Origin of the sequence: Microbacterium hydrothermale (assembly GCF_004854025.1) — a bacterium.
In the GTDB taxonomy this organism is placed as follows: Bacteria; Actinomycetota; Actinomycetes; order Actinomycetales; family Microbacteriaceae; genus Microbacterium; species Microbacterium hydrothermale.
Genome location: NZ_STGM01000008.1, coordinates 78,960 through 99,984 on the forward strand (window position 1 = coordinate 78,960; position 21,025 = coordinate 99,984).

At 70.7% G+C, this 21,025-nt stretch carries 19 protein-coding genes; 12 read left to right on the forward strand and 7 right to left on the reverse strand.

Features of this window, described 5'->3' with window-relative positions; translation table 11 throughout:
- Positions 1-100 precede the first annotated feature (100 nt).
- The gene (locus FB047_RS14375; protein WP_136587895.1) at positions 101-2,215 is read right to left on the reverse strand and encodes a S9 family peptidase; all 2,115 of its coding nucleotides are present in this window, start codon (positions 2,213-2,215) and stop codon (positions 101-103) included.
- A 209-nt stretch (positions 2,216-2,424) separates the two neighbouring features.
- On the opposite strand from FB047_RS14375, the gene FB047_RS14380 reads away from it, so the two are divergent.
- The 4 genes from FB047_RS14380 (at position 2,425) to FB047_RS14395 (ending at position 6,648) form a co-directional block, all read left to right on the forward strand.
- Positions 2,425-3,642, forward strand: coding sequence for an inorganic phosphate transporter (locus FB047_RS14380; RefSeq protein WP_136587896.1), 1,218 nt, complete (start codon positions 2,425-2,427; stop codon positions 3,640-3,642).
- The gene (locus tag FB047_RS14385) at positions 3,642-3,971 is read left to right on the forward strand and encodes a peptidase (RefSeq protein ID WP_136587897.1); all 330 of its coding nucleotides are present in this window, start codon (positions 3,642-3,644) and stop codon (positions 3,969-3,971) included. The genes FB047_RS14380 and FB047_RS14385 overlap by 1 nt, the downstream gene beginning before the upstream one ends.
- A gap of 190 nt (positions 3,972-4,161) precedes the next feature.
- On the forward strand, positions 4,162-5,070 hold the full coding sequence (locus FB047_RS14390; protein ID WP_136587898.1) for a phosphodiesterase: 909 nt from the start codon (positions 4,162-4,164) through the stop codon (positions 5,068-5,070).
- Positions 5,071-5,184: 114 nt separating this feature from the next.
- On the forward strand, positions 5,185-6,648 hold the full coding sequence (locus FB047_RS14395) for an aspartate ammonia-lyase (RefSeq protein ID WP_136587899.1): 1,464 nt from the start codon (positions 5,185-5,187) through the stop codon (positions 6,646-6,648).
- Between the two features lie 70 nt (positions 6,649-6,718).
- Here the strand turns inward: FB047_RS14395 and FB047_RS14400 are convergent, their stop codons facing one another.
- The gene (locus tag FB047_RS14400) at positions 6,719-7,585 is read right to left on the reverse strand and encodes a fumarylacetoacetate hydrolase family protein (protein ID WP_136587900.1); all 867 of its coding nucleotides are present in this window, start codon (positions 7,583-7,585) and stop codon (positions 6,719-6,721) included.
- A gap of 81 nt (positions 7,586-7,666) precedes the next feature.
- Between FB047_RS14400 and FB047_RS14405 the strand changes: the two genes are divergently transcribed.
- The 3 genes from FB047_RS14405 to FB047_RS14415 all read left to right on the forward strand — a co-directional run bounded on the left by FB047_RS14405 (position 7,667) and on the right by FB047_RS14415 (position 10,143).
- A complete protein-coding gene (locus tag FB047_RS14405) occupies positions 7,667-8,827 on the forward strand; it encodes a PrsW family intramembrane metalloprotease (RefSeq protein WP_136587901.1) in 1,161 nt (386 codons plus the stop codon).
- A gap of 247 nt (positions 8,828-9,074) precedes the next feature.
- Positions 9,075-9,440, forward strand: coding sequence for an FKBP-type peptidyl-prolyl cis-trans isomerase (locus tag FB047_RS14410; protein WP_013583439.1), 366 nt, complete (start codon positions 9,075-9,077; stop codon positions 9,438-9,440).
- 142 nt (positions 9,441-9,582) lie between these two features.
- Positions 9,583-10,143 carry a YceI family protein gene (locus FB047_RS14415; RefSeq protein WP_136587902.1) on the forward strand — a complete coding sequence of 187 codons (561 nt, stop codon included), beginning with the start codon at positions 9,583-9,585 and terminating at the stop codon, positions 10,141-10,143.
- Between the two features lie 84 nt (positions 10,144-10,227).
- On the opposite strand, the gene FB047_RS14420 is transcribed toward FB047_RS14415, so the two are convergent.
- The 3 genes from FB047_RS14420 to FB047_RS14430 form a co-directional block, all read right to left on the reverse strand.
- On the reverse strand, positions 10,228-11,145 hold the full coding sequence (locus tag FB047_RS14420; RefSeq protein ID WP_136587903.1) for a DMT family transporter: 918 nt from the start codon (positions 11,143-11,145) through the stop codon (positions 10,228-10,230).
- 186 nt (positions 11,146-11,331) lie between these two features.
- A complete protein-coding gene (locus FB047_RS14425; RefSeq protein ID WP_136587904.1) occupies positions 11,332-12,636 on the reverse strand; it encodes an MFS transporter in 1,305 nt (434 codons plus the stop codon).
- The gene (locus FB047_RS14430) at positions 12,633-12,854 is read right to left on the reverse strand and encodes a DUF167 domain-containing protein (protein WP_136587905.1); all 222 of its coding nucleotides are present in this window, start codon (positions 12,852-12,854) and stop codon (positions 12,633-12,635) included. The genes FB047_RS14425 and FB047_RS14430 overlap by 4 nt, the downstream gene beginning before the upstream one ends.
- Before the next feature lie 201 nt (positions 12,855-13,055).
- Here FB047_RS14430 and rpsO point away from each other — a divergent pair, with 201 nt between their 5' ends.
- On the forward strand, positions 13,056-13,325 hold the full coding sequence (rpsO, locus tag FB047_RS14435) for a 30S ribosomal protein S15 (RefSeq protein ID WP_058623437.1): 270 nt from the start codon (positions 13,056-13,058) through the stop codon (positions 13,323-13,325).
- A 194-nt stretch (positions 13,326-13,519) separates the two neighbouring features.
- Here rpsO and FB047_RS14440 read toward each other — a convergent pair whose 3' ends face one another.
- Positions 13,520-14,536 (reverse strand): isopenicillin N synthase family dioxygenase, encoded by a 1,017-nt coding sequence (locus tag FB047_RS14440; protein ID WP_136587906.1) that lies wholly within the window; start codon positions 14,534-14,536, stop codon positions 13,520-13,522.
- A gap of 203 nt (positions 14,537-14,739) precedes the next feature.
- Here FB047_RS14440 and efeU point away from each other — a divergent pair, with 203 nt between their 5' ends.
- The 3 genes from efeU (at position 14,740) to efeB (ending at position 18,369) form a co-directional block, all read left to right on the forward strand.
- Positions 14,740-15,753, forward strand: coding sequence for an iron uptake transporter permease EfeU (gene efeU / locus FB047_RS14445; protein WP_136587907.1), 1,014 nt, complete (start codon positions 14,740-14,742; stop codon positions 15,751-15,753).
- Between the two features lie 64 nt (positions 15,754-15,817).
- Complete coding sequence (gene efeO, locus FB047_RS14450) at positions 15,818-17,047, forward strand: iron uptake system protein EfeO (RefSeq protein WP_136587908.1); 1,230 nt, start codon at positions 15,818-15,820, stop codon at positions 17,045-17,047.
- Between the two features lie 2 nt (positions 17,048-17,049).
- On the forward strand, positions 17,050-18,369 hold the full coding sequence (efeB, locus tag FB047_RS14455) for an iron uptake transporter deferrochelatase/peroxidase subunit (protein ID WP_136587966.1): 1,320 nt from the start codon (positions 17,050-17,052) through the stop codon (positions 18,367-18,369).
- 217 nt (positions 18,370-18,586) lie between these two features.
- Here the strand turns inward: efeB and FB047_RS14460 are convergent, their stop codons facing one another.
- Positions 18,587-19,654, reverse strand: a complete 1,068-nt coding sequence (locus tag FB047_RS14460) for an acyltransferase family protein (protein ID WP_136587909.1) — start codon at positions 19,652-19,654, stop codon at positions 18,587-18,589.
- 137 nt (positions 19,655-19,791) lie between these two features.
- Here FB047_RS14460 and FB047_RS14465 point away from each other — a divergent pair, with 137 nt between their 5' ends.
- Positions 19,792-21,024, forward strand: coding sequence for an LLM class flavin-dependent oxidoreductase (locus FB047_RS14465; protein WP_136587910.1), 1,233 nt, complete (start codon positions 19,792-19,794; stop codon positions 21,022-21,024).
- Position 21,025 lies beyond the last annotated feature (1 nt).

A 21,025-nucleotide genomic window follows, 5' to 3' on the forward strand; every position in this document is an offset into this window, starting at 1 on the left:
AGGAGTCGTGCTCCCGCGAGCGAGGACAGGCGATCATTCGAGAACAGGACGCGGGGGCTGAGCCGAGTCCTGTTCTCGAACGATCTCCGGCAGCCGCCCCCTACTCCGCGAGCCCCAGCACGTCGAGCAGCCACGCCAGCTCGAACGCGCGCTCGCGCCACGCGTTGTAGCGACCGCTCACGCCGCCGTGACCGGCGACCATCTCGCACTTGAGCATCGCGTCGGCGCCGACCTCGCGCAGGCGCTGCACCCACTTGGCCGGCTCGACGTAGAGCACGCGGGTGTCGTTGAGCGAGGTGACGGCGAGGATCCGCGGGTACTCGACGCCGTCGCGCACGTTCTCGTACGGCGAGTACGACTTCATGTACGCGTAGACGTCGGCGTCGTGGAGGGGATCGCCCCACTCGTCCCACTCGATCACCGTGAGCGGCAGCGAGGGGTCGAGGATCGTGGTCAGCGCGTCGACGAACGGCACGTCGGCCAGGATGCCGGCGAACATCTCGGGAGCGAGATTTGCCACCGCCCCCATGAGCAGACCTCCGGCGCTGCCGCCCTCGGCGACGATGCGGTCGGGGGTCGTGTATCCCTCGGCGACGAGGTGCCGTGCCGCCGCGACGAAGTCGGTGAAGGTGTTGCGCTTGGCCGTGAGCTTGCCGTCCTCGTACCACTGCCGGCCCATCTCGCCGCCACCGCGCACGTGCGCCACGGCGAAGACGACCCCGCGATCGAGCAGGGACAGGCGCGGCACCGAGAACCCGGGCTCGATCGAGTGCTCGTACGAGCCGTAGCCGTACAGGTGCACGGGGCGGGGCGCGTCGCCGGGCTCGCCGAACGAGCGTTTCCAGACGAGCGACACCGGCACCCGGGTCCCGTCGTCGGCGGGTGCCCACACGCGCGCCTGCGCGTAATCGTCGGGGTCGAAGCCCCCGAGCACCGGCTGGCGCTTGCGCAGCAGCAGTTCGCCGCTGTCGATGACGTAGTCGAAGACGGTGCCCGGCGTGACGAACGAGCCGTAGCCGACCCGCAGCACCGGTGGCGCCCACTCGGGGTTGCCGCCCGTGCCGACGCTGTACAGGGGCTCGTCGAAGTCGATCTCGGTTACCGCGCCGTCGGTGTACGAGAGCATGCCCAGGCGCGCGAGGCCCTCGCGGCGGTAGGCGACGACGCCCCAGTCGCGGAACGTGTCGACCGCCAGCAGACGCTGGCCGGGGCGGTGGGCGATCACGGTCTCGCGCGGTCCCTGGGGCTCGGATGCCGCGACCCGGACGAGCTCGAAATCGAGGGCGTCGTCGTTGTGGAGGATGTACAGCACGTCTTCGCCGTCGACGACCGCGTGGTCGACCGAGTACTCCACGCCCTCCCGCCGGGGCCAGACGACGCGGGCCTCGCCGCGCAGATCGTCGGCGTCGATCAGGCGTTCCTCCGAGGTGATCGAGGAGCCCACGCCGATGACGAGGTACTTGTCGCTGCGGGTGAAGTCGGCACCGACCCAGTAACGGTCGTCGCTCTCGTGGAACAGCTGGACGTCGGCATCCACCCCCGTGCCGATCTCGTGCAGCCAGACGGTGTCGGGACGCCAGGCGTCGTCGACGGTGGTGTAGACGATGAAACGGCCGTCGGGGGAGAAGGTCGCTCCCGAGAACGTGCCGGGGATCTCGTCGGCGAGCGTCTCTCCGGTGATCAGGTCGCGCACGCGCACGGTGTAGCGCTCGTCTCCCGCGACGTCGATGCCGTAGAGCATGCGCGTGCCGTCGTTCGAGATCTCGAAGCTGCCGAGCGAGAAGAAGTCGGTGCCCTCGGCCTCGACGTTGCCGTCGAAGAGCACCTGCTCGCCCGGAACGGGTCGGTCGGGGGAGAGGGTCGGCGGCGTCCAGTCGTCGGGGGAGTCCAGCGGTGCGCGGCACTGGATGCCGTACTGCGCTCCCGCGACGGTGCGTCCGTAGTACCACCACTCGCCGCGGCGGGCGGGGACCGAGAGGTCGGTCTCGAGCGTGCGGCCCTTGATCTCGCCGAAGATGGTGTCGCGCAGGCGCGAGAGGTGCGCGGTGCGGGAGGTCGTGTAGGCGTTCTCGGCCTCGAGGTGGGCCACCACCTCGGCGTCGTCTTTCGCGCGCAGCCATTCGTACGGGTCGTCGAAGGTGTCGCCGTGGTGCGTTCGGGCGACGGGGCGGCGGTCGGCGACGGGAGGCGTGGGCTGCGGATCGAGGTCGGTCACCGTTCCACGGTAGTGCGCCCCTGCGACATCGGCCCGGGAGGACGCACCGGATGCCACCCGCCCCGTCGTCCGCGCGTTTGACCCTCACAGGTCGGGGTGAAAGGATGTCGTCGCGTCTTCCGGTGAACGGAAGGACAACGCCAGGTGAACTCTTCGTTCGTCACGCCGATCCCGTCGGCATCCCCCCTCCTTCTCACGGAAAGCGAACGGTGGAGAGCGCAGCCCTCATCATCGTGCTGGTCATCGCGCTGGCACTGTTCTTCGATTTCACCAACGGATTCCACGACACCGCGAACGCGATGGCCACCCCCATCGCGACGGGTGCGCTGAAGCCGAAGGTCGCGGTCCTCCTCGCGGCGAGTCTGAACCTGGTCGGCGCGTTCCTGTCGACCGAGGTCGCCAAGACCATCTCGGGCGGGATGATCCGCGAGGAGCAGCTGAGTCCCGACATCTTCCCGCCGATCATCTTCGCGGGGCTCATCGGCGCGATCACGTGGAACATGCTCACGTGGCTGCTCGGCCTCCCCTCCAGTTCGTCGCACGCGCTGTTCGGCGGTCTCATCGGCGCGACGCTCGTGGGCGTCGGCGCCTCGGCGATCGACACGGGCGTGGTGCTGAGCAAGGTGATCCTGCCGGCCCTGATCGCTCCGCTCACGGCCGGCGTGATCGCGTTCGTCGTGACGAAGATCGCCTACGGCGTCACGCGTCGCTACGACGCGAAGGCCGACGGTCGCGACGGCTTCCGCTGGGGGCAGATCTTCACCTCGTCGCTCGTGGCCCTCGCCCACGGCACCAACGACGCGCAGAAGACCATGGGTGTCATCACCCTCGCCCTGATCACCGTCGGGTGGCAGTCCACGGCGAACCCCGACCCGCAGCTGTGGGTCGTCTTCGCCTGCGCGATCACGATCGCCCTGGGCACCTACATGGGCGGGTGGCGCATCATCCGCACGCTCGGCAAGGGCCTCACCGACGTCAAGCCCGCGCAGGGCTTCTCGGCCGAGACCTCGACCGCGGCGACGATCCTCGCCTCCAGCGCACTCGGTTTCGCGCTGTCGACGACGCAGGTGGCATCCGGTTCGGTCATCGGCTCGGGCCTGGGCCGCCGCGGATCGACCGTGCGCTGGAACACCGTCGGACGCATCATGATCGGCTGGGTGCTGACGCTGCCCGCCGCCGGGGCGGTGGGCGCGGCTGCCGCGCTCATCGTCGTGTGGCTGGGCGGGTGGGGCGTCGCCGTCGATGCCGTGATCGCCGTGGCGATCGTGCTCGGTCTGTTCCTGCGCTCGCGGCGCGACTCGGTCACCTCCGCGAACGCGATGAGCGAGGTCGCCGACTCGGGCGCGGCCGTGAAGGTGCCGCGCAAGCCCGGACCGACCCGCCGTCAGCGTCGCCTCGAGCGCGAGAAGGCCGGGAAGGACGCCTGATGCTCATCAACTGGGAAGCCTTCCTGCAGGTCTTCGTCGCCGCCCTCCTGGGCGCCTCGATCGTCGTCACCTTCTACGCCCTCGGTCTGCGCCTGCTGGTGCGCGGGGGCCGCCCGCCGCTGGTCGCCCCGGCGGAGTTCACCGACGCCATCACGGTGCTCAGCGACAAGCAGCGCCGTCGCGCCGAGAAGGCCGTGGCGAAGGCCGCCAAGAAGAACCCGCTCAGCGAGGGGCAGAAGCGCCTGTCGCTCGTCGGCGCCTACGCGTGCTTCGCGGTGTGCGGCGCGGCCGTGCTGGGCGCCCTGCTGCTGATCCTCTTCAACCACTGACCTCGCGTCGTCGTCGGCGGGGCGCGGGCGGATGCCACGGCGCCGGGCCGCGTGGGATGGTCGCTGCCGCGCGACGCGGCGAGGGACGCCCGGGAGCGGATTCCGGAGCGCCGGGCCGGCGCGGGCGATCGCCGCCGCGTGAGGCGCCGCCCGGACTCCCGGTGTCGGAGCCCCCTCGTAGGCTGAGGTCATGGCATCCGTGCAGTTCGGTCAGCACGCGCCCGCCGCGCGCGTGATCCTCCACCTCAGCGACACCCACCTGCTCGGCGGCGGTCGGCTGCTCGGCGACCGGTACGACACGGCCGTGCACCTGCGCCGCACCCTCGCCGCGGCCGAGGCGACCGGGGTGCGACCGGATGCCGTGGTCTTCACTGGCGACCTCACCGACCTCGGCGAGCCCGAGGCCTACCGCGCCCTGCGCGCGGAGGTCGAGCCCTGGGCCGAGCGCCTCGGCGCGCCGGTCGTCTGGGTCGCCGGCAATCACGACGAACGCCCCGCGCTGCGGGCGGAGCTGCTCGACGCCGAGGCCACCGAAGAACCGGTGACGAGCGTGCACGATCTCGGCGGTCTGCGGCTGATCGCCCTCGACTCCACGGTGCCCGGCTGGCATCACGGCGACCTCGACCCGGCCCAGCTCGATTGGTTGCGCGCGGAGCTGTCGACCCCCGCACCGCGGGGCACCATCCTCGCCCTGCACCACCCGCCGCTGCCCACGCACATCCCGTTCTTCGACATCCTCGAACTGCGCGACCAGCCCGGTCTCGCGGCGGCGATCGCCGGCAGCGACGTGCGCGCGATCCTCGCCGGGCACCTGCACTACTCCACCTCGGGAACCTTCGCCGGGGTGCCGGTGAGCGTCGCCGCGGCCTCGTGCTACACGATGGACCTCGCGCGTCCCGCCGACGCGGTCAACGGCATGGACGGCGGGCGCTCGTTCCACCTCGTCCACGTGTGGGATGACACGATCACCCACGCCGTGGTGCCGGTGGTCGACGCCGAGACGACGGGGTACTTCACCCCCGCGTGGGTGGAGCGGATGGCGGCGCTCACCCCCGACGAACGCCTCGAGGCCTTCTCGCGCAAACCGGCGGTGCAATAGACGCGCGGGACAGTGACGATGTCGGCACGTGCCGCCGTGTCCAACGACCGTGTCGGCCGTGGTGGTTAGGCTCGTGGCATCCCTGCTCGCCGTGACACCCACGAGGACACCCACATGGCTTTGGACGCAATGACGCGCACCCGTATTGAGACCGACTCCCTCGGATCCCTGGAGATCCCCGCCGACGCGTACTGGGGGATCCACACGGCTCGTGCCCTCGAGAACTTCCCGATCGCCAAGCGGCCCATCTCGGTCTACCCGGATCTCGTGCGTGCCCTCGCGATGGTCAAGCAGGCCTCGGCGCGCGCCAACCGCGAGATCGGCGTGCTCGACCCGGCGAAGGCCGACCTGATCGACCGCGCCGCGCAGCGCGTCATCGACGGGGAGTTCCACGACGAGTTCACCGTCGGCGTCATCCAGGGCGGCGCGGGGACCTCGACCAACATGAACGCCAACGAGGTCATCACCAACATCGCCCTCGAGATGGCCGGTCGAGAGAAGGGCGATTACGCCTTCCTGTCGCCCATCGACGACACCAACCGCAGCCAGTCGACGAACGACGTCTACCCGACGGCCATCAAGATCGGCCTGTCGCTCACGCTGCAGAGCCTGCTCGAGGAGCTCGCGCTGCTGCGCCAGTCGTTCCTGTCGAAGTCCGAGGAGTTCCACGACGTCCTCAAGGTCGGTCGCACCCAGCTCCAGGATGCCGTGCCCATGACGCTCGGCCAGGAGTTCCACGGCTTCGCGACGACGCTCGGCGAGGACTACAACCGTCTGACCGAGAACGCGTACCTGCTCTTCGAGATCAACATGGGCGCGACCGCGATCGGAACGGGCATCACCGCGCACGCCGGCTACGCCGGATCGGTGCTGCGGCACCTGCGCGAGATCACGGGGCTCGACCTCGAGACCGCGACCGACCTCGTGGAGTCGACCAGCGACACCGGCGCGTTCATGTCGTTCTCGTCGTCGCTCAAGCGCAACGCCGTCAAGCTGTCGAAGATCTGCAACGACCTGCGGCTGCTGTCGTCGGGACCGCAGGCCGGCCTCGGCGAGATCAACCTGCCCCCGCGGCAGGCGGGCTCGAGCATCATGCCGGGCAAGGTCAACCCGGTCATCCCCGAGGTCGTGAACCAGGTCGCCTTCTCGGTGGTCGGCGCCGACATGACCGTCACGATGGCGGTCGAGGGCGGTCAGCTCCAGCTCAACGCCTTCGAGCCCGTGATCGCGCACTCGGTCTTCCAGTCGATCACCTGGATGCGCCAGGCGATGTGGACCCTGAGGGTCAACTGCGTCGACGGCATCACGGCGAACCGCGAGCGACTCGGGGCGATGGTCGGCTCGTCGGTCGGCGTCGTCACCGCCCTCACCCCCTTCATCGGGTACGCGGCCGCCGCGGCCCTGGCGAAGACCGCGCTGCTGACGCACCGCAACGTCGCCGACCTCGTCGTGGAGGCGGGCCTGATGACCCGCGAAGAGGTCACGAAGCAGATCTCCCCGGCGCGGCTGTCGGGCCTGCAGGCGGTGACCGCGGCGATCCCGATCGTGCGCGCCGCCGACAGCGTCGTCGAGGACTGACCCGCCGTCCGGCATGAGCGCCGCGAAGGGCCGGGACGCATCGTCCCGGCCCTTCGTTGTGGATGCCGCGTCAGTCGAGGATGCGGCAGTGCGTCGTCAGCTCGCCGATGCCGTCGATCCCGACGGTGACGGTCGAGCGATCGCGCAGGAAGATCTGCGGGTCGCGGGAGTAGCCGGCGCCGCCGGGGCTCCCCGTGGAGATGAGGGTGCCCGGCAGCAGGGTCACCGACTCGGACAGTTTGTTGATGAGCGTCTTCACCGAGCGCACCATCTGGCCGGTGCTGGCATCCTGCACCGTGTGTCCGTCGACGACGGTCCAGATGTGCAGGTCCTGCGGGTCGGGGATCTCGTCGGCCGTGACAACGAACGGGCCCGTCGGGGTGAAGCCGTCGAACGACTTGCAGCGCGACCACTGCGCCTCGGAGAACTGGATGTTGCGCGCGGTGATGTCGTTGACGACCGTGTAGCCCCAAACGTGATCGAGGGCGTCGGCCTCCGCGATGTCGCGGCCGGGGCGGCCGATGATGACCCCGAGCTCCGCCTCGTAGTCGACGGCCTCGCTGAGCGCCCGCGGCCACGACGTGGTCGCCTCGTGGGCGGTGAGCGAGTTGGGCCACAGCACGAAGACGGTCGGGCCCGCGTCGGTCTTCAGACCGAGCTCGCCGGAGTGCGCCGCATAGTTCAGGCCCACCGCGAGGATCGACGGGGGAGCGAGGACGGCGGAGGCGAACCGGATGCCGCTGAGCGGTGCGCGCGGGGCGGTCGTGGCGGCGTCGCGGACGCGGTCGAGCAGGGTGTCGCCGCCGGCGATCAGCTGCTCGAGCGTGGCGGGAGCGCCGTCGAAGAGCGCGTCGACGAAGGAGAACTCCTCGCCGTGGACGCTGACGAGACGGGGGGCTTCCGCCCCTTCCTGAGACCGGACGTGGGCGAAACGCATGTCTCCACGCTACCGGGCCGTCCCCGGGCGCGCGTTCGCAAGCCTCGACAGCGTGGCGATCGCCGACCCTAGGCTGTGCCCATGAGCTCCCCGTCGCCGCTTTCGCGACCCGATTCGATCGAACCCGACCGCATCTCCACCGCTCCGCAGGTGGCGGTCTCCGCCGCGCCGCCGCGGCCGCGGCGAGGGGGAGTGGCGCTGTGGGTCGTGGCGGTGCTCCTCGTGCCCCTGCTGGCGCTCCTCGTGCGCTACTTCACCGGGTTCCTCGGGACGGCGGCGACGTTCCTCGGTCTGGTCCTGGCCGCGATCCCGTTCGTGATCGTGTGGTTCGCGGTGCGCTACATCGACCGGTGGGAACCCGAGCCGCGGCGCCTGCTCGTGTTCGCCGTCGCGTGGGGAGCGATCGCCGCGGTCGTCATCGCGCTCGGGGTCGACCTGCTGCTCACCCTCGCTCTCGGCAGACTGCCGGAGGCGTTCAGCGCCGTGGTGCAGGCGCCCATCGTCGAGGAGATCGCGAAGGGTCTCGGCGTCCTGCTCATCTTCGCGTTCGCGCGTCGCGCCTTCGATGGCCCCGTCGACGGCATCGTGTACGGCGCGCTCATCGGCGCGGGCTTCGCCCTCACCGAGAACGTGCAATACTTCGCGATCAGCTACCTCGAGGGCGGTCCCGCGCAGGTGGCGAGCACGTTCTTCCTGCGCGCGGTGCTGTCGCCGTTCGCGCACGTCATGTTCACCAGCCTGACGGGGTTCGCGTTCGGTCTCGCCGCGCGGCGCGGCCTGCGGACCGGAGCGGCCCTGGCCTACGGCATCCCGGGTCTGATCGGGGCGATCCTGCTGCACGGTCTGTGGAACGGATCGGCCACCTTCGCGAGCTTCTTCGAGGTCTACGCGGCGCTGCAGGTGCCGCTGTTCGTGCTCTTCATCCTGGGGATCCTCGCCCTGCGCCGCGAGGAGGCGCGACTGACGCGCGCGCGCCTCGGCGAGTACGCGGCGGCCGGATGGTTCACCCCGCAGGAGGTCGACATGCTCGCGACCGGGCCCGGGCGTCGTTCCGCTCTCGCGTGGGCGCGCACCCTGCCGGGGGACCGCTCGCCGGTCATGAAGACGTTCATCGCGGATGCCACGGCGCTCGCCGCCGCGCGTCAGCGCACTCTGTCGGGGCGCGATCCGCAGGCCCCGGCGACCGAGCGGTACCTGCTCGAGCGCACGACGGCGGCGAGGGCGGCCCTGCTGTCACGGTGACGCGTCTCGCGCCGTCGTCGAAACGCGTGAGGATGCCGGCACAGCGCGCGTCCCGGTCGTGCCCTGTGCGGTCTCGGTGATCGCGTGCGGTCTCGCCGACCGGGGTCTTGACACCGGCGCGAGGCGGGGGGACCATCGAGGTAGGCCAACTCAGCGCCCGGGAGACACGCAGGCATCGCCGCGGCACCGGGCGCTGAGTCTTTGTCCAGGGGCTTCGCCGATCGGGTCGGCGTGCTTGGATGGATGCATGACTGATCGCACCAAGCCGGAGTTCGACGCTCCCAGCGGCCCCGCCCCCTCCGACCTCGTCATCCGCGACATCATCGTCGGCGACGGCGACGAGGCCAAGCCCGGTGACACCGTCACCGTGCACTACGCCGGTGTCGAGTACGAGTCGGGCGAAGAGTTCGACTCGTCGTGGGGCCGGGGCGAGAGCATCCAGTTCCCCCTCCGCGGCCTGATCCAGGGCTGGCAGGACGGCATCCCGGGCATGAAGGTCGGCGGACGCCGCGAGCTCGTGATCCCCCCGCACCTCGCCTACGGTCCCGCCGGCGGCCACTTCCTCGGCGGAAAGACCCTCATCTTCATCATCGACCTGCTCAAGGTCGGCTGAGAAGAAACCCGATGTTCACGAACCCGAGGGGGCTGCGGCACCCTCGGGTTCGTCTTTTTCCACGATCGTGGAATACATTCGTGTGAATGGGAGTTGGGCTCGTCAGGACGCCGACACGGCTCCCCAGACCTCTAGGAGTGACATGACCGACGCAACCACCCTCGACATCCCCGGCTACAAGACCGGAACCTGGGTCCTCGACCCCGCGCACAGCGAGGTCACCTTCTCGGTGCGCCACATGATGATCTCGAAGGTGCGCGGCACCTTCGGCGTCAAGAGCGCCACCATCGTCGCCCCCGAGAACCCGCTCGAGGCCACTGTCGAGGCATCCGTCGACGTCACCTCGGTCGACACCAAGGACGAGGGTCGCGACCAGCACCTGCGTTCGGCCGAGTTCTTCGACGCCGAGACCTACCCGACGCTCGACTTCCGCTCGACCGGTGTGCGCGTCGAGGACGGCGACTTCCTCGTCGATGGCGACCTCACCATCCGCGGCATCACCAAGCCCGCCACCTTCTCGCTCGACTTCGGCGGCTTCGGCACCGACCCGTGGGGCAACTACAAGGCCGGCGCGACCGCCAAGACGGTCGTCAACCGCGAGGACTTCGGCCTCACCTGGAACGCCGCCCTCGAGACCGGCGGCGTCCTCGTCGGCAAGGACGTCACGATCGAGCTCGACCTGCAGCTCTCGCTCCAGGCGTGATCCGACCGCAGCGCACGCTGCGGTGACCATGCAGTGCGAAGGACCCGGATGCCACGGCATCCGGGTCCTTCGTCGTCTTCGAACTCAGGCGGCGACGCGACGGGGGAGGCGCAGGCGCTGCTGCACGAGCAGGATGCCGAGGAACACCACGGCCGCGCCGACGGGCTCGTTCCACGAGATGCGCTCGCCGAGCACCAGGATGCCGAGAGCCACCCCGACGACGGGGGTGATGTACGTGACGGTCGAGGCGCGCGTGGGGCCCCAGGCGCGGAGGGTGTTCTGGTTCCAGACGTACGCAACCCCGGTCCCGAGGACGCCGAGGGCGACGATGCTGCCCACGACGGGGAGGTCGAGCCGCATCGGCTCGGCCAGGATGACGGGCGACAGCAGCACCATGAACGCCGCGGCCGGACCGATGTACCCGAACGCGAACGCGATCCCCGACAGGCCGGTGTCGCCGAGGAAACGGCGCATGTAGGCGAGGCTGAAGCCGTAGCACGCGGTCGCGCCGAGCAGCGCGAGCTGGGCGACCGTGCTGCCGCCGACGTCGGCCACCGCTCCGGGCGCGATGATCACCACGACGCCGACGATGCCCACCGCGATCCCCACGAGCTGACCGGGCCGGAGGCGTTCGACGCGGAAGACCGCCCACGCCATGATCGCCGTCATGATCGGGGTCGTGGCGTTGAAGATGCTGGCCAGGCCCGACGACACGTGCTGCTCGGCCCATGCGAACAGCAGGAACGGCACGACGCAGAAACTGAACCCCAGAACGACCAGGTGGGCCCAGACGCGTCGGCTGCGGGGCAGGCGCTCGCGCCGGACGGCGACGATCGCCCCGAGCGCGAGAGCGCCGAACAGCAGGCGCCCGCCGGCCACCTGCGCCGGCGTCATGCCGGTCAGCGCGACCGCGATGAAGAGGAAGCTCGACCCCCACACGACGCCGGTGAGCACGAACTGCACCGCGATCGACGCGGGGGAGGGGGAAGGACCGGATGCCACGATCCCGACGATAGGGCGTCCCTCCGACACCGGCGGGGGCGGGCGGATGCGACGTCCGGAATCCGCCGGGGTTCGGCAGTCACGAGGCGTCCGTTCGTCGAGCGGCGCGGCGTCCCACCGCTCCGTCCGGCGCCGCAAGACGCGGTGCAGTGCAGTGCGGTGCGCCGTGGGACCGCTCGGGCGTGGTCAGGGCTGCGGATTCAGCGCGTCGTAGTCGCGGAAGCGCGGCGAGAACCGCACGAGCGTGCCCACGAGGGCCAGGATGACGATCCCGCCCAACAGGGGCGGAACCCACAGGGCGGCGAGGGTGGCCAGGGTTCCGGCGTAAAGCGCCCCGACGCGGGGGCCGCCGGCCACCACGACGATGAAGATGCCCTGGAGTCGTCCGCGCATGGCATCCGGGACCGCGGCCTGCATCATCGTGGAGCGGTAGATGGCGCTGACGTTGTCGGCGGCGCCCGAGACGGCCAACGCGACCGCCGCGAGGACGATCAGCGCGACGGCGGCGTGCGTCTCGTCGACCAGATCGGGGCGGAGCCAGCCCAGGCTCCCCGCGAGCAGCACGAGACCGAACGCGCCGATCGAGAGGCCGTAGACCTGGATGGCCCGCTCGATTCCGAGGCCCTGGCGCCGGACCCGGCCGACGGGTCCGGAGAACAGGCTCGACAGGAACGCCCCCGCGGCCACGGCGGCGGTGAGCACGCCGGTGGTGATGGCTCCACCGCCGAGCAGGACCGCGCCGATCGCGGGGAACAGCGCCACCGGCTGACCGAAGGTCATGGCGATGATGTCGAGGATGTATTGAAGACGGATGTTGGGGGCGCGGCGCAGGAAGCGCGCGCCGTCGCGCAGCGACTCGAGGCCGGGGCGCACGACCTCGCCCTCGGGCCGCAGTCGCGGCAACGACCACAGGCCGAGGAACAGCGAGGTCATCAGCAGCACGTCGAGCGAGTACGTCCACGCGTAGCCCGCGAAGGCCACGAGCACGCCGGCGAGGGCGGGACCGGCCATGACCATGATCCCGACGGTGACCCCCTGCAGGGCGGCGGCAGCGGGGAGGAGGTCGCGGGGGAGCAGGCGGGGCGTGATGGCCGATTTGGTGGCCATCACGATCGAGTTCGCCGCCGAGTTCACGACGCTGAGCACGAAGAGCCACCCGACCGTCTCGAGCCCCGTCCACGCGAGGGTTGCGAGCAGGGCGGTCGAGGCGAAGGTGACGACCGCGGAGAGCAGGGCGACGGTGCGCCGATCGAAGGCGTCGGCGAGCATGCCGCCGTAAAGCCCCGCGGCCACCATCGGGAGCAGGCCGGCGACCGCGATCATCGACACCGCGAACGTGCTCTGCGTCAGCTCGAACACGTGCAGCATGACCGCCACGACCGTGAGCTGTCCGCCCAGGCCCGCGAGGGTCGACCCGATCCACAGGCGCGCGAACGCCGGCGAGGTCGTCAGCGGACGCAGATCGATGAGGGCGCTCTGGCGGGTCGTCACGCGTCGACCTCGACCCGCTTCGTGCGGGAGGTGTGCCCGCGCACGATCTCGACGTCGCGCGGTGCCACGCCGAAGTGGGCGGCGAGGGCCTTCACCACTCCGCGGTTGGCGGCGCCGTCCACAGCCCGCTCGCGCACGTGCACGACGAGCCCGTCGGCGTCGTCCTCGACGAGAGGGCCGCGGGAGCTGCCGGGCTTGACGCGAACGGTGAGCTGCACGGATCGAGGCTACGCCAGGCCTCCGACACGACGGCACGCGGGCGACCCCGGCGGGCGGACGGTCGGCCTGTCCACGGCGGGTCGTTCGCGGCATCCCGATGCTGGTAGACTCATGCGGTTGCCGTTCGATCGGCCGCGGATAAAGAGAGCTCGCACATCAGGTGCCGGGCGCCGCGCAACAAGAGGAAGGGGATCCCATCTATGGCACTCGAAGCAGACGTCAAGAAGGCGATCATCGAAGAGTACGCGACGCACCCCGGTGACACCGGATCCCCCGAGGTGCAGGTCGCGATGATGACGCAGCGCATCAAGGACCTCACCGAGCACCTCAAGCTCCACAAGCACGACCACCACTCGCGCCGTGGGCTGTTCCTGCTCGTCGGTCAGCGCCGCCGCCTGCTGGGTTACCTGCAGGACGTCGACATCAACCGTTACCGCTCGCTCATCGAGCGTCTCGGTCTGCGTCGCTAATCGCACCAGCGTTCTATCGCGCAAAACATTCTTGGAAGGCCGCCCCACGGTGTGGGGCGGCCTTCGGCGTTCCCGGGCGCTCGCCGCTCCCGCTCCGCCGTGCCTCCACGCGATAAACGCCGTCGCTGTCGAGACACGCGGTGACGCGGCGGGTCTCGGCAGGATCGGCGTTTATCGAGAGGGTTCCCCGGGGCTCAGGATGCCGCGCGCGCGGCCAGCAGATCCGCGTGCCAGCGCTCGGCCACGTCGGGGTGGGCGCGTAGGCGCGACTTGAGGGCGTTCTCGCCGTAGGTCGCGTGGATGGGGTTGGTCGGGTCGTCGGTGACGCCGCGGACCTCGGATGCCAACTCCTCGGGCAGTTCGATGATCGGCAGGCGCGCGTCGAGGGCGGGGTTGAAGAAGAACGGCACCGAGATGCGCTCGTCGGGGAACGTCGGCGAGATGACGCGGTGGTTCGTCGCCGTCAGGTACCCCTGCGTGGCGTATTCGAGAAGTTCACCGATGTTGACCACGAAGGCGCCGGGCACCGGGGGAGCGTCGACCCACTCGCCGTCCCGCTCGACCTGCAGGCCGCCCTTGCCGGGCTCGACCCACAGCAGGGTGAGCACGCCCGAGTCCTTGTGGGCGCCGACGCCCTGCTGGGGAGTCGGGTCGTCCTTGCCGGGGTAGCGGACGATCTTGATGAGGGTCTGCGGGTCGCCGAAGTGGCGGTCGAAGTACTGCTCCTCCGCTCCCAGGGCGAGAGCCCACGCGCGCAGCAGCTTGCGAGCGACGCCGGTGAGGTGGTCGTGCCACTCGGTGACGACGTCCTTGAGCTCGGGCTGGGCCGCGGGCCACAGGTTCGGCCCGACGAGGCGGTTGTAGCCGGGGCCGTCGGCATCCGGGATCGCCTCGCGCTCGGGGCCGATGTCGATCTGCTCGCGCCAATCGACACGACCCTGCGTGCGCTCGCCGCCGACGCGGGTGTAGCCGCGGAAGTGCGGGCTCGTGACGTTCTCGATCGCGAGCTTGTCGGCCTCGGGGAGGGCGAAGAAGTCGTGGGCGGCCTGCAGCAGACGCGCCTCGAGATCGGGGGTCACACCCGTGCCGGTGAGGTAGAAGAAGCCGACGTCGTGGGTCGCGGCGCGCAGCTCGTCGCGGAAGCGGGACGCGGCCTCGGGTCCCTGGTCGAGGAGCGAGAGGTCGAGGATCGGGAGGTTCAACGCGGACATGGATCGAGGCTAGGTCGGGGCGGGGAGCGGCGCGCGATTGTTGCCGAGCGTTACCGCCGCCGGGGGTGGCGAACGAGGCGTCGAGGAATCGGGGATGCGCGATCCGGCGAAAGTGCGTAATCTGTCACAGTCAGGTGAGGCTGTCCTTACCTGATCCGCAGCGTCGCGGTCCTTCCTCCTCGTGAAAGTCGGAATACCCGCCCGTGCTTGCCAGCTTCTTCGCCACCTTCCTCATCGGCCTCCGTGAAGGCCTCGAGGCCGCGCTCGTCGTCGGCATCCTCGTCGCCTACCTGACGCGCCTCGACCGCCGCGACGCGCTGCCCAAGCTGTGGACGGGCGTCGGCCTCGCGGTCGCCCTCGCGCTCGGGGTGGGAGCGATCTTCACCTTCGGCGCGTACATGCTGACCTTCGAGGCGCAGGAGCTCCTGGGCGGCGGACTGTCGCTGCTCGCCGTGGCCATGGTCACCTGGATGATCTTCTGGATGCAGAAGGCCGGCCGCACGCTCAAGGCGGGCCTCGAGGGCGGGATCGACAAGGCCCTGCGCGGCGGGGTGTGGGCGCTCGTCGCGATCGGATTCGTCTCGGTGGCCCGGGAGGGCGTCGAGACGACCCTGCTGCTGTGGTCGATGGTGCAGTCGTTCGGGGAATCCCCGATCGCCCTGCTCGGCGCCCTCCTGGGACTCGCCACCGCGGTCGTGCTCGGATGGTTCATCGCGCGCGGGATGCTGCGGCTCAACCTCGGCCGGTTCTTCACCTGGACCGGCGGCGTCCTCGTCATCGTCGCCGCCGGCGTGCTCGCCTACGCCTTCCACGACCTGCAGGAGGCGGGGGCGCTCCCCGGCCCGTTCGGGGCCGGCGCGCCCGTCGACCCGACGACGGGGCTGGTCGCCGTCGGCTGGGCGGGTTTCCCCTTCGGCTGGGCGTTCGACGTCTCGACCTCGATCGCCCCCGACAGCGCCCTGGCCGTGCTGCTGCAGGCCACCGTGGGCTTCATGCCGCAGATGACGTGGCTGCAGGTGCTCGCGTGGGTGGTGTACGTCGCCGTCGTCGCCCCGCTGTTCATCCGGGGCGTGCGCGCGGGCCGTCGTCCTCGCCCCGCCGTCTCGGCCCCGGCCGTCCCCGTCCCCGCCGGACAGGCGCCCTCCGAGGCGCCGCACCCCGCGCGCGCGGCGACCGCACGCCCCGCGGCGGCGGTCGGCACGCCCACGGCCCCGTAGCCCCCGCTTCTCCCGCGCGCGCCCGACGCCGCGGCATCCTTCTTCCTTCATCGAACGGAGCATCATGAACTCGACACGCCTCCTCGCGGCCTCGGCTGCGGCCGGCGCGGCCGTCCTCGTCCTCTCGGGCTGCGTGGCCAAGACCGACGCCGCCGCCTCCGGCGCGCTCACGGTCACCTCGACCGCCGACGGCTGCGCCGTCTCGGCGGGCAGCGCGCCCAGCGGCACCGTCGCCTTCACCGTCGACAACAAGAGCGAGCAGACGACGGAGTTCTACCTGTTGGCATCCGACGGCCTCCGCATCGTCGGCGAGGTCGAGAACATCGCCCCGGGCGCCTCGCGCAACCTCACCGTGGTCGCCCAGCCGGGTGACTACTACACCCTGTGCAAGCCGGGGATGGTCGGCGACGGAGTCGGCAAGGCCGCGTTCACCGTCACCGGCGACGCGGTGGCCGTGGAGGGACCGGATGCCGAGCAGAAGCAGCAGGCCGTCGACCTCTACGCCGCGTTCGTGAAGGACCAGGTCGGCCAGCTCATCCCCGCGGTGCAGACCCTCGCCGCCGCCTACGAGGGCGGGGACGACGCCGCGGCCCGCGAGCAGTTCCCCCGCGTGCGCGCCTTCTACGAGCGCATCGAGCCCATCGCCGAGGCGCTCGGCGACCTCGACCCCCGCATCGATTACCGCGAGGTCGACGCCGTGGCCGAGGGCCTGGACTGGACCGGGTTCCACCGCCTCGAGAAAGACCTGTGGGTCCCCGCGCAGGACGCCCTGAACGCCGACGGCGAGACCCCGGCCTGGAACAACTGGGCGCCGTCCACCCCCGCCGAGCGCGCCACCTACGGCGACAAGCTCATCGCCGACACGCAGGAGCTGTACGACTACGTGCACTCCGACGCCTTCACCCAAGCGCTCGACGCGCAGGGCGTCGCCGGCATCTCGAACGGCGCGATCGCGCTGCTCGACGAGGTCGCCACCGGCAAGATCAGCGGCGAGGAGGACTGGTGGTCGAGCACCGACCTGTACGACTTCGCCGCGAACGTCGAGGGGTCGAAGATGGCGTTCTCGCTCGTGCGCGACTTCGCCGACTCGAAGGGCGACAAGGGCACCGAGCTCGTCTCGCGCATCGACAAGGGATACGCCGACCTCGAGGCGGCCCTCGCCGCGCACGGCTCCGCAGACGCCGGGTTCGTGCCGTACTCGCAGCTCACCGAGGCCGACAAGCGGCAGCTCACCGACCTCATCAACGCCCTCGCCGAGCCGCTGTCGCAGCTGACGGTGACGATCCTGGAGTGAGCGTGCACGACGACCGCACCGACGCCGCCTCCCCGGTTTCCGAGCCGGCGGCAGAGCCGGCCGCCCCGAGTCAGGGGCTGTCCCGCCGCGGCCTGATGGGCCTGGCCCTCGGCGCCGGCGCCACGGGGCTCGTCGTGGGCAGTGGCGTCGGGCTCGTGGGCGGAGCGGCGTACGGCCGCGAGCAGGAGCGGGCGGCGACGGATGCCATCGCCCCGGCCGCGGGCGTGCACCAGCCCGGGATCACCACCCCGGTGCAGGACCACCTGCACTTCGCGTCGTACGACATGATGGCCCGCACCACCCGCGACGACCTCGCGGAGCTGCTCGCGGACTGGACCTACGCCGCGACGCGGATGATGCAGGGACTCGACGTCAGCGCGACGGGCGCGGTCGGCGGCTCTCCCGAGGCTCCGCCGGACGACACCGGTGAGGCGCTGGGCCTTCCCGCGAGCAACCTCACGATCACGTTCGGCTTCGGCCCGTCGCTGTTCGACGACCGTTTCGGGCTCGCGGACCAGAAGCCCGCGGGGCTCGAGCGCCTGCCGGCGTTCCTCGGCGACGACCTCGATCCGCTGCGCTCCGACGGCGACCTCTGCATCCAGGCCTGCGCCGACGACCCGCAGGTGGCCGTGCACGCGATCCGCAACCTCAGCCGCATCGCGTTCGGCCGGGCGACGATCCGCTGGTCGCAGCTCGGCTTCGGCCGCACGTCCAAGACCACGGCCTCGCAGGCGACGCCCCGCAACCTCTTCGGCTACAAGGACGGCACGGCGAACATCCTCGCCGACGACACCGCCGCCCTCGACGAGAACGTCTGGGTCCCGGCATCCGAGGGGCCGGCGTGGCTCGCGGGCGGGTCGTACCTGGTCGCCCGGCGCATCGCGATGCTCATCGAGACATGGGACCGCACCCGCCTCGCGGAGCAGGACCGCGTCGTCGGTCGCGACAAGGCGAACGGTGCGCCGCTCTCGGGCGGCGACGAGTTCGCGACCCCCGATTTCGCGGCCGTGGGGGCGAGCGGCGCGCCCGCGATCGATCCGCGCAGTCACGTGCGTCTCGCGCATCCCGACATGAACGGCGGCATCCGGCTGCTGCGGCGGGGCTACAACTTCGTCGACGGCACGACCGACCTCGGTCGGCTCAACGCGGGGCTGTTCTTCCTGTCGTTCCAGAAGAGCCCGGAGCGCTACATCACCGTGCAGAAGGCCCTGGCGACGGATGCCATGGGCGAGTACCTCCGCCACGTCGGGTCGGGACTGTGGGCCGTGCCGCCCGCGGCTCCCGCCGGAACCTCGATCGGCGCGGGCCTGCTCGGCGCGTAGCGACCGCGCGCCGCCGGGCCGCGCCGCTGCGGCGTCGCGCCGCGCCGCGCCGCTGCCGCGTCGCTCTGCGCCGCGCCGCTGCCGCGGTCGAGATCACACGTTCGGCGCGAGGTCACACGGAAGCGGTGCTGCCGAGGCTGTGCTCTCGCGCCGATCGTGTGATCTCGCGGGGCGGGGGTGCGCGGGGCGGGGGTGCGCGGGGCGCGGGGCGCGCCGGCTAGAGCGAGCCGCGGCCCGCGCCGAGCTCGCGGTCGCGGAAGAGCCACGGCATCCGGGGCTCCACCAGGGGGCGCGTGAGGCGCCGCACCGGGCGGCTCGACAGGACCACGGCGATGACGACGCTCGCGACCACGACCACGGGGATCCACAGCCACACGGGTTCGAGGCCGCGCAGCATCCCCGACTGCCGGAACGGATAGAGCACGAACGTGTGCAGCAGGTAGACGTACATCGTGTACCGGCCCAGAGGGGTCCAGCGGGTCTCGCGGCGGGGGATCAGCGCCAGGAACGCCGTCATCAGCACGAGCGCGAGCGCGATGATCGCGAGGCGGACGGCCCCGGCCCACCACTGCGGGGCGTCGAGGTCGACGTAGGCGTCGACGAAGAAGAACCACGTGCCGAGGCGCATCGCGCTCCAGGCGTCGACGAAGACGTACGCGAGCACGCCGGCTCCCGCGAGCACCCCCGCCGCGATCAGACGCAGCCACACGGGTCGGGCGGCGAGGAGGCCCGCTCGAGCGACGACGTCGTGCTCGCGCAGCCACCACCCCAGGGTGAAGAACGGCAGCAGTCCCAGGAACCGCGACACCGAGAACGTCGAGTCGATGCTGGGGAGATACCCGGCGACCACCGAGATCGCGAGGGCCCAGACGAGGGGGCCCCGCAGCAGGGCGAGGTACGGCAGCACAAGGCGGAACAGGGCGAGGGCGAGGAGGAACCACAGTGTCCACGACGGTTGCGCGGGGTCGAGGTTGGTCCTCCCCGTGACGAGGAACTGCGTGATCGTCCACAGGGTCTCGAAGATGACGTACGGCGCGACGAGATCCGTGAACAGGCGGGCCATGCGACGCCGCGTCGGCTCGGCCGCCGACGAGAAGTAGCCCGAGACGAGGGCGAACAGCGGCATGTGGAACGCGTACACGAGCAGGTAGACGGCCTCCGCGGCATCCGAGTCGTAGGTCAGCCGCTGGATCGCGTGCCCGAGGACCACCAGCACGATGGCGGCGAAGCGCGCGTTGTCCCAGAAAGGTACGCGGGTCGGCGGGGAGGGGGTGGCATCCGTCATCCCCGGCGACGATAACCGCGGCGTGCCGCGCGGTCCACGGGGTCGGATCCCGGATGACGATGGGGTAGGGCGGAATAAAGTCGGGCGTCGTGCGTTCTTCCATGTATATTCAGATGCATACAAAACGGAGGCGCATCATGAGCGAGAACACCACCTGGCCGGGCATGCAGTTCGGTGTCATGACGGTGAGCGACATCACCCAGGACCCGACCACGGGGAAGACCCCGAGCGAAGCCCAGCGCATCAAGGACACGCTCACCATCGCCAAGCACACCGAAGAGGTCGGCCTCGACGTCTTCGCCCTCGGCGAGCACCACAACCCGCCGTTCTGGTCGTCGTCGCCCACGACGACGCTCGCGTACATCGCCGCGCAGACCGAGCGCCTCATCCTCACGACGTCGACGACGCTCATCACCACGAACGACCCGGTGAAGATCGCCGAGGACTTCGCGATGCTGCAGCACGTCTCGGGCGGTCGCGCCGACCTCATGCTCGGCCGCGGCAACACCGGCCCGGTCTACCCCTGGTTCGGCAAGGACATCCGACAGGGCCTGCCGCTCACGATCGAGAACTACGACCTGCTGCACAAGCTGTGGCGCGAGGACGTCGTCGACTGGGAGGGGAAGTTCCGCACGCCCCTGCAGGGCTTCACCTCGACCCCGCGTCCCCTCGACGGCGTTCCCCCGTTCGTGTGGCACGGATCGATCCGTACGCCCGAGATCGCCGAGCAGGCCGCCTACTACGGCAACGGTTTCTTCGCGAACAACATCTTCTGGCCCAAGGAGCACTACCAGCGCCTCATCACGCTGTACCGCGAGCGCTTCGCGCACTACGGACACGGCACGCCCCAGCAGGCGATCGTCGGCCTCGGCGGACAGGTGTTCATGCGCGCCAACTCGCAGGACGCCGTGCGGGAGTTCCGTCCGTACTTCGACAACGCCCCCGTGTACGGCCACGGCCCGAGCCTCGAGGACTTCAGCGAGATGACCCCGCTGACCGTCGGTTCGCCGCAGCAGATCATCGACCGCTACGCCGCGATGCGCGAGACTTTCGGCGACTACCAGCGCCAGCTCTTCCTCATCGACCACGCGGGTCTTCCCACCAAGACGGTGCTCGAGCAGCTCGACATCCTCGGTGGCGAGGTCGTGCCGGTCCTGCGCAAGGAGCTGCAGAAGAACCGCCCGACCGAGGTGCCCGACGCTCCCACGCACGCCAACCAGGTCGAGAAGATCTACGCCGGCGCGGCCCCGCGTCAGGCCGTTCCCGGCGCGAACCGCGGCGACAACATGGTCTCGGGAAGCCCCTACCAGGATGCCGCGCCCCGCTCCGGCAGCGCGTTCGGCGCCGCCGCGACGAAGGTGGGTGCCTGAG